We start from the raw sequence: 8,479 nt of genomic DNA on the forward strand, positions 1-8,479 counted from the left end.
GCAGCCCAAGGCATCAGCATGATCGGGCAACGAAGCAGGGTACTAGATATCCGCGGGAAAACCCGAGCCTCCCTCCGACACAAGCGTCACCAAAGGTTATGCGGCCAAGCCGCCCCAAAAGTTATCCCATCTTATCCACCGCCTATCCACCGGCTATCCACCCCCAATCCACCGACTTACCCACACCCTTATCCACCGCCCCCGGACGCGCCCCCACCCACGCGCGCAAGCGACCACCCCCCAAGCCAAGCACATCCATATGCCAAAAAAGGCCGCCCGCGCGGCCGCTTTTGGCGTCCCTGCACACCCCTCCCCCACCCCCCTGCGCGTCAACAACACGCCAAGCACCCCACCCGCCCCAGCGATGCCGGAATCTTCTACGCCGCAGCCCGGCGTGGCGGGGCACGGGGTGCGCGGGGAGTCGATGCGCCCAAGGGAATCCGAAGGCAGCCGCCGCAGGCGGCAACGAGGATGACGCAGGGGCAGTCCGGAGCGAAGGCTCCGGACCGCAATCGTTGACCCGCGCACTCCGTGCCCCCGCCACGCCGGGCGGCCCAAGAACCGCAATCGTCAAACATATCCAGCTCCAAATCATCAAACAAACCCGGCCCCATACAGACACTCCCCGCAACACAACCCGCCCTCATTCAGGCGTACCATTACCCCACCCCAAACGCCCCCCAGGCGCCCCAAAAAAAGACGCCCCAGAGCCCTCCGTATGCTCACCCCCGTCTCCCCCTCGGCCGACCTCCCGCCCGGCGCCCCCGCTGCGCCCGCCGCCCCCCTTACCGTCAGCACGCTTTCCCCCTTAGCCTTTCCCGCGTTCCGCATCATCTGGATCGCCAACCTGTTCGCCAACCTGGGCACCTGGGCGCAATCCGTCGCCGCCGCCTGGATCATCACCACCGAACAGAGCAGCCCCCTGATGGTCGCCATGATCCAGGTGGCCGCCGCCTTCCCGCTGGTGGCGCTGTCCATCCTGACCGGGGTGCTTGCCGACAACTACGACCGGCGCAAAGTCATGCTGACCGGCATGCTGCTGGAACTGACCGGCGGCGTCTTCATCACCATCCTGGCGTTCGCCGGCCTGCTGCACCCCATCACGCTGATCGCCTCCGTCTTCTGCATCGCCATCGGCAGCGCCATCGTCACGCCCGCCTGGCAGGCCGCCGTCGGCGAACAGGTCCCGCGCGCCCACGTCGGCAGCGCCGTCCTGCTCAACAGCGTCAACTACAACGTCGCGCGCGCCGTCGGCCCCGCCATCGGCGGCCTGCTGCTGGGCGCCATGGGCGCGCCCTGGGTCTTCCTGCTGAACTGCTTCTGCTACGGCGGCCTGATCTGGGCGATCTGGCGCTGGCAGCGCGACCTGCCCGAGCGCCGCCTGCCCCCCGAAGGCCTGTTCGAAGGCGTCGTCGCCGCGTTGCGCTACACCCAGCATTCCACCGTGACGCGCGTCGTCATGCTGCGCTCGTTCGCCTTCGGGCTGTCGGCCAGCGCCTTGTGGGCGCTGCTGCCGTTGCTGGCCCACGACCAGGAGGAAGGCAGCGCCCTGCTGTACGGCTACATGCTGGGCGCGCTGGGCGTCGGCGCGATCCTGGGCAGCGCCTTCGTGCGCCGCGTGCAGGCCGCCCTGGGCGCGGGCGGGCTGGTCACCGTGGCCGCCGCGCTGCTGGCCGCCTGCCTGCTGGCGCTGGGCCTGACCAGTACCCTGTGGGTCGCGTTTCCGGCGCTGCTGCTGTCGGGCAGCTGCTGGATCGGCGTGCTGGCCACCTACAACACCACCGTCCAGATGCTGGTGCCCGACTGGGTCAAGGCGCGCGCGCTGGCGCTGTACCAGACCGCCATCTTCGGCGGCCTGGCCGCGGGCTCGTTCATGTGGGGCCATTTCGCCGGCACCATGGGCGTGTCCGGCGCGCTCAGCACCGCCGGCATCATGCTGGGCATCACGGTCGCGCTCTTGTACCGGTCGCGCCTGCCCGAACACGTGGACACCCAATCGCTGGCGCGCGTGGACAGCACCGAACCCGCCATGGCAGCCGCCGGTTTCAACACCCAGCACGGCTCGGTGCTGGTGGCCGTGGAATACCTGATCGAACGCGACAAGCTGTCGGCGCTGATCAGCGCCGCGCATCCGCTGCGGCTGCTGCGCCTGCGCAACGGCGCGCAGCAATGGCAGCTGTTCCGCGACCTGGAACGCGAAGGCGTGTGGCGCGAAGTGTTCCTGGTGGAAAGCTGGATGCAGTACCTGCGCATGATCGACCGCATGACGCTGGCCGACAAGATGGTGCTGGACGAAGTGCGCGCCCTGCACAGCGGCGACAAGCCGCCGGTGGTATCGCGCAACGTCAGCTACCTGGCCATGAACGAAGCGCAAGGCTTCTCCCTGCGCCGAGACCCCGAATCCCTGTGACCCGCGAGGCCCGCCCATGCTTACCTCTCTTTGGCGCAAGTGGCGGGCCTCGCGGCATGGGGGCCCGCAGCTGGACGTCATCCTCGCGAGCGCCGATCCCGACGCCCCGCTAGCCGAGCGCAACCTGTGGATGGTGGACCTGAGCCGGTGGCTGGACCGACCCGGCCGGCCAGCCGCGCCCCCCGCCACCCGCACGCCCGACGCAGCCCCGGGCGCCGTCCGCCATCCGCAGCACGCACGCCTGCGCTACCTGCTGCAGGTGCTGGAAAACAACCCGGACCGCGCCGCGCCCGTTGCTGCCACGCTGCGGTCGCTCGTCGCCGACAACGACCCCACCTCGCTGCTGTGCGACACCGGCGTGGCCTCGCACCCCGGCTTCTGGGGGGAATTCTGGGAACGCGCGCAGGCCCGGCTATTGCCGCCGCCGCCGAACCGCGGCGACATGTTCGGCCTGTTCTCGCTGATCTTCCGCCGGGCCGGCGACGCGCACTGGATCGAATCGCTGGACGACGACACCCTGGCCCGCATGCGCGCGCTGTACCGCCACGGCGACGGCCTTGCGCGCTTGGACCCCACCGCCCCCGAACCGCCCGCCCCGCGGCTGGAAGCGGCGCTGACCAGCAGCATCCAGGTCCTGGTCAGCCAGGTGCGCGCGACGGGCCTCAGCCAGGACATCCGGTCGCGCCTGCCGGGCCGCGTGCAGGACACGCCGTTCTTCGCGCTGGCCGGCGCCGCGGCCGAACTGTGCGACAGCGGCCCTGACACGTCCCGCGAGGTTTTCGGCCGCCGCCTGAACATGTTCCGTGCCCTGCTGGACGGCTGCCGAACCGCCACGCAAGGCGTCTACGACGAGCTGGAAAAAAACGGCGTATCGGTCGAAGTGGTGTTCCAGATCGAACGCATGAAGCTGCGCCTGGCCCGCATCGAACTGCTGCTGAGCGTCTGGGTGGACCCGACGCAGCGCCACAAGTACGTGCATCTGACGGCCGAGCTGATCCGCTCCACCCAGGCCCGCAGCAGCATCCGGCACCTGGCGGCATCGTCGTTCGCGCAGCTGGCGCGCCGGGTGATGGAGCGCACCGCCGAAACCGGCGAGCACTACATCGCGCGGGACGCGGCCGAATACCTGACGATGCTCAAGGCGTCGCTGGGCGGCGGCTTCGTCATGGTGTTCACCGTCTACCTGAAATTCTTCATCGTCTCGATGCACCTGGACAAGTTCATCGAAGGGCTGCTGGCGTCGCTGAACTACGCCGGCGGCTTCCTCGTCATCCACTTCGCGCACTTCACGCTGGCCACCAAGCAGCCGGCCATGACGGGGCCGGCGCTGGCCCATCGGCTGGACGACGCCTACACGCCACAAGGCCGCGAGGCCTTCCTGGACGACACGCTGGCAATGATCCGTTCCAACGCGGCGGCCATCCTGGGCAATCTGGCCGTGGTCTTCCCCCTGGCCTGGGCGGTGCAATGGATCGCCCTGAACGGCCTGGACCGGCCGCTGATCAGCGCGGACAAGGCGCAGGAAACGCTGGCGTCGTTCTCGATCTGGGGACCCACCCCCATCTATGCGGCCGCCACCGGCGTGCTGCTGTGGTTGTCCAGCCTGATCGCGGGCTGGGCCGACAACTGGTTCGCGCTGCACCGCGTGCACGACGTGATGGCCTACAACCGGCGCGCGCGGCACCTGCTGGGCGAACGCGGCGCAGTGCGCTGGGCCGGCTTCTGGCAACGCAATATCTCGGGCATCGCGGGCAACGTGTCGCTGGGCCTGATGCTGGGCCTGGGCCCGGCCATCGTGAGCTTTTTCGGCCCGCATGTGGAAGTGCGCCACGTGACGCTCAGCGCCGGCCAGATCGGCACGGCGCTGGGCACGCTGGGATGGGAAGTCGTGCACACGCAGGCGTTCTGGATGGCCGTGGCCGGCACCGCGATGACAGGGGTATTGAACGTGGTCGTCAGCTTCGCGCTGGCGTTCAACGTGGCGCTGCGCTCGCGCAACCTACGCCGCGGCGACCGCGATTCCCTGTCGGCGGGCGTGCGCCAGCGCATCTGGCAGCGGCCGGCCACGCTGTTCTGGCCGGTCAAGCCCCGGCCCGCGCCCGAACGCCCTTAAGCGCCGGGTTCGGGCGCCCAGCCGCCCGCGACCCGCCGCAGGCGCGGCGAGTCGAACGCGCAGGCCACCGGCAACGCGGCGCCATGGGCGTCGACCAGCCGGCTGCGCCAGCGCGTGCCCTGGCACATGGCGACGACAATGCCCGCCACCTCGGCGCCGCAGCGCGCCAGCAGCGTCAACGCGGACACCATCGTCTGCCCCGTGCTGACAGCGTCGTCCACCACCAGCACGCGGCGGCCGCGCAGGCTGCCCGCCAGATTCGGATCCACGAACAACCGCTTGCCGGCATCCGGCGTGGTCAGCGACTGCACCGGCACGGACAGGTTTTCGTCATACCAGTACTTGCGGGAATAGCCGAACGGCACGTAGCGCGTGAAGCCCAGCCCGCGCGCGACAAGCGGCGCGAACGCCAGGCCCAGTGTGGGCAGCCCCACGACCACGTCAGCCTGGAAGGCGCGCGCCCGGTCCGCCATGAACCCGGCCAGCGCCTCGACCACGTCCAGGCTGGCGTGGTTGGCGATCAGCGAGGCCACGCAACGGTCCGGGTCCCCCGGCACGCCGCGCAGCGGCAGCACCAGGTAGCGGCCATCCGGCAAGCGCGCGGGATAGCTGCGGGAATAGGGCGGTTGGACCGGCACGGACAGCGCATCGGCGCTGACGATCTCTTGCCAGTAGCCGGTGGTGGTGTCGAAGGTCGATGCCTGAGCGGCGGGGGATACAGGGGAAGCAGTCATACAGAGGCCAACGGAATTCAAAACGCGGGAGTATCGGCGGCCAGAAAGCGTTCGGCCAGCTTCACCCAGTAGCTGGCCGTGACCGGCAGGATGTCGTCGTTGAAATCGTAGTCGGGGTTGTGCACCATGCAGCCGCCTTCGCCCTCGCCATTGCCGACGATGAAGTAGCTGCCCGGCACGGCTTCCAGCATGAAGGCGAAGTCGTCGCTGGCCTGCAACGGCTGCAAGTCGGGGATCACCCGTTCCACGCCCAGCCAGTCCTGCGCGACGGCGGCCGCGAATTGCGTCGCGCCGCGGTCGTTGACGACCGGCGGGTAGCGCCACCGGTAGTCGACCTGAACGGTCGCGCGATGCACCGCCGCCTGCGCCGTGGCGATGGCGGTGATGCGTTCGCGCAGCAGGGCGCGCGTTTCGGGACGGCGGGCGCGCACGGTCAGGCGCAGTTCCACCGACTTCGGGATCACGTTGGGCGCATCGCCGCCATGAATGGCGCCGATGGTCACCACCGCCATGTCGTTGGGGTCGACTTCGCGCGACACGATGGTCTGCAAGGCCAGCACGATGCTGGCGGCCGCCACGATGGGGTCCACGGCCACGTGCGGCATCGCGCCGTGCCCGCCCACGCCGCTGACCGTCAGCAACACGGTATCGGACGAGCTGTACATCACGCCCGCGCGGAAGCCGAAATGGCCGGCGGGATAGCCCGGTTCATTGTGGAAGCTGTAGACCGCGTCGCACGGGAAGCGGTCGAACAAGCCGTCGGCGATCATTTTCTGCGCGCCGCCGTGGCCTTCTTCGGCCGGCTGGAAGATCAGATGCACGGCGCCGTCGAACTGGCCGCGCTGCGCCAGCGCCCGGGCCGCGGCCAGCAGGGTGGCCGTATGCCCGTCGTGCCCGCAGGCGTGCATCTTGCCGGGGTGCTGGCTGGCGTAGGGCAAGCCGGTGGTTTCATGGATGGGCAGGGCGTCCATGTCGGCGCGCAGCCCCAGCCGGCGCGTGCCGGTCCCGCGCCGCAAGGTGCCGACCACGCCCGTCACGCCCAGGCCGCGGTGCACCTCGTAGCCCCAGGCGGCCAGGCGTTCGGCCACGAGGTCGCCGGTGGCGACTTCCTGGTAGGCCAGTTCGGGATTGGCATGGATCTGATGGCGCAGCGCCACCATCTCTTGCTGGATCGCCTGGATTTCAGGCAGCACGGGGCCAAGCGCGGAATCGTTCATGTCGTTGTGCATCCTTGAAGTCAGCAGCCTTATTCCTGCTGGATGTTGGCGCTTTTCACGATGTGCGCGTACACGGCCTTTTCCTTCTTCAGGAAGGCGGCGAAATCTTCCGGCGAACCCTCGCCCGCGATGGCGCCGCCTTCGGCCAGCCGCTTCTGCACGTCGTCCAGCTTCAGCACGGCATTCAAGGCCTGGTTCAGTTGCCGCACCACTTGCGGATCCGTACCCGTGGGCGCGAACACGCCCATCCAGGTGTTCAGCTCGAAGCCTTTCAACTCGGCGGTTTCGGCAAAGGCCTGCACGCCCGGCAAGGTGGCGACGCGCTCGGCGGAAGTCACGCCCAGCGCGCGCAGCTTGTTCTGCTGCACCAGCGGCGTGGCGCTGGTGGTGACCAGCAGCCCCAGATCCACCTGGCCGCCCATCACGTCGTTGGTGATCTGCGCGCCGCCGCGATAGGGCACGTGGACCAGTTTCACCTTGGCCTGGTCCTGCATGACTTCCATCGACAGGTGCAGCACGGTGCCGACGCCCGACGACGCATAGGTCAGCGTGTCCGGCTTGGCGCGGGCCAGCGCGATCAACTCGTCCATGTTGTTCACGGGCAGGCCGGGGCGGGCCAGCAGCACGACGGGCGCGGTCGTCACCAGGGCTACCGGCGTCAAGTCCTTTTCGGCGTCGTACTTCACGGCCGAATTGATCAGGCGAGCCACGCTGATGGGGCCGTCGAACCCCATCACCAGCGTGTAGCCGTCTGGCGCGGCATGGGTGGCGCGGGCCACGCCCAGCACGCCGCCTGCGCCCGCCACGTTGTCCACGATGATGGATTGGTTCAACCGTTCGGACAGCTTCTGCGCCACCAGGCGCGCCGTGGTGTCCACATTGCCGCCCGGGCTGAACGGCACGATCAGGGTCAGCGGCTTGGCGCCCGGCCAAGGCGTTTGGGCGCAAGCGGCAGGGGCAATGCACAGCGCGGCCGCCAGCGCGGACACGGACAGGAACAGGCGTTTGAACATGGTGAGGGCGATCAGGGCGGATACGCGCGCCCAGGCAGGGGCGCGCCGGAGGGCGACGGCGCCATCCTACCCAGCTGTGGGTAATAACTGAAATGGTATATTTTTATAGATTCATCAGGTAAATCTATGACCAAGCGTCTCGAGCCGGCCCGCCCGGCAACGCCGCCGCGCCAGCCCACCTTGCGCCAGTTGCGCGGCTTCAAGGAAGTGGCGCGCCACGCCAGCTTCAGCCGCGCCGCCCAGGCGCTGGCGCTGAGCCAGCCCGCGCTGTCATCAGCCATCCGCGAACTGGAAACGCTGATGGGCGTGGCGTTGTTCGAGCGCAGCACCCACCACGTGCGCCTGACCCCGGCGGGGCTTGCCGCCCGCGCCCAGATCGAATGGCTGCTCAATACGTACACCCAGGGCGCCGACGACCTGCAGCGCCTCTTGGACACCCAGGCCGCCACGGTGCGCATCGGCTGCATCCCGTCCACCATGCACCTGCTGGCGCCCGCCGTGGCGCAATGGCGCTTGCGCCACCCCGAGACCGTGCTGGTCTTGAGCGACCACCTGAACGACGAACTGATGGCCGCCTTGAACAACGGCGAACTGGACATCGGCCTGGGGCTGGATTTCGGCCTGGCGCCCGGCGTGGCCGCGGCCTTCGTGGCCGAAGATGAACTGGTCGCGGTGCTGGCCGACACCCACCGGCTGTCGCGCCGCGCCGCGGTCACGTGGCAGGACCTGAAGCACGAGCCGCTCGCCGTGCTGTCGCGCGGCAGCACCTACGAGATGATCGTATCCACCCTGCGCCAGCAAGGCGCCGATTTGGCCGCGACCGACACCTTGAACTACACCGACACGCTCTACAGCCTGGTGCGCGCCGGGCTGCGCGTGGGGTTGATCTCGCGCTTGTACACACAGGGCCAGCGCGTCGACGGCCTGGCCATCGTGCCCGTGCAACGCCCGCAGATGACACGCCGCATCTGCCTGATGACGCGCGCCCCGGA

At 69.0% G+C, this 8,479-nt stretch carries 6 protein-coding genes; 3 read left to right on the plus strand and 3 right to left on the minus strand.

Annotated features, from left to right (window positions below; genetic code table 11):
• Window positions 1–718: 718 nt before the first annotated feature.
• Together ACO6D5_RS23640 and ACO6D5_RS23645 are read left to right on the plus strand one after the other, a co-directional pair.
• A complete protein-coding gene (locus ACO6D5_RS23640) occupies window positions 719–2,410 on the plus strand; it encodes an MFS transporter (RefSeq protein ID WP_485826722.1) in 1,692 nt (563 codons plus the stop codon).
• Between the two features lie 16 nt (window positions 2,411–2,426).
• On the plus strand, window positions 2,427–4,523 hold the full coding sequence (locus ACO6D5_RS23645) for a site-specific recombinase (protein ID WP_485826723.1): 2,097 nt from the start codon (window positions 2,427–2,429) through the stop codon (window positions 4,521–4,523).
• Here ACO6D5_RS23645 and ACO6D5_RS23650 read toward each other — a convergent pair.
• The 3 genes from ACO6D5_RS23650 to ACO6D5_RS23660 are packed head-to-tail and all read right to left on the minus strand — an operon-like array spanning window position 4,520 to window position 7,487.
• Window positions 4,520–5,257, minus strand: coding sequence for a phosphoribosyltransferase (locus ACO6D5_RS23650; RefSeq protein WP_485826724.1), 738 nt, complete (start codon window positions 5,255–5,257; stop codon window positions 4,520–4,522). The genes ACO6D5_RS23645 and ACO6D5_RS23650 overlap by 4 nt on opposite strands.
• Window positions 5,258–5,274: 17 nt before the next feature.
• Window positions 5,275–6,474 (minus strand): M20 aminoacylase family protein, encoded by a 1,200-nt coding sequence (locus ACO6D5_RS23655; RefSeq protein WP_485826725.1) that lies wholly within the window; start codon window positions 6,472–6,474, stop codon window positions 5,275–5,277.
• Window positions 6,475–6,503: 29 nt separating this feature from the next.
• Complete coding sequence (locus tag ACO6D5_RS23660) at window positions 6,504–7,487, minus strand: Bug family tripartite tricarboxylate transporter substrate binding protein (protein ID WP_485826726.1); 984 nt, start codon at window positions 7,485–7,487, stop codon at window positions 6,504–6,506.
• Window positions 7,488–7,613: 126 nt separating this feature from the next.
• On the opposite strand from ACO6D5_RS23660, the gene ACO6D5_RS23665 reads away from it, so the two are divergent.
• Window positions 7,614–8,479: LysR family transcriptional regulator (locus ACO6D5_RS23665; RefSeq protein WP_485826727.1), on the plus strand; the 866-nt coding region annotated here is incomplete at its 3' end.

Source organism: Achromobacter sp., from assembly GCF_057314935.1.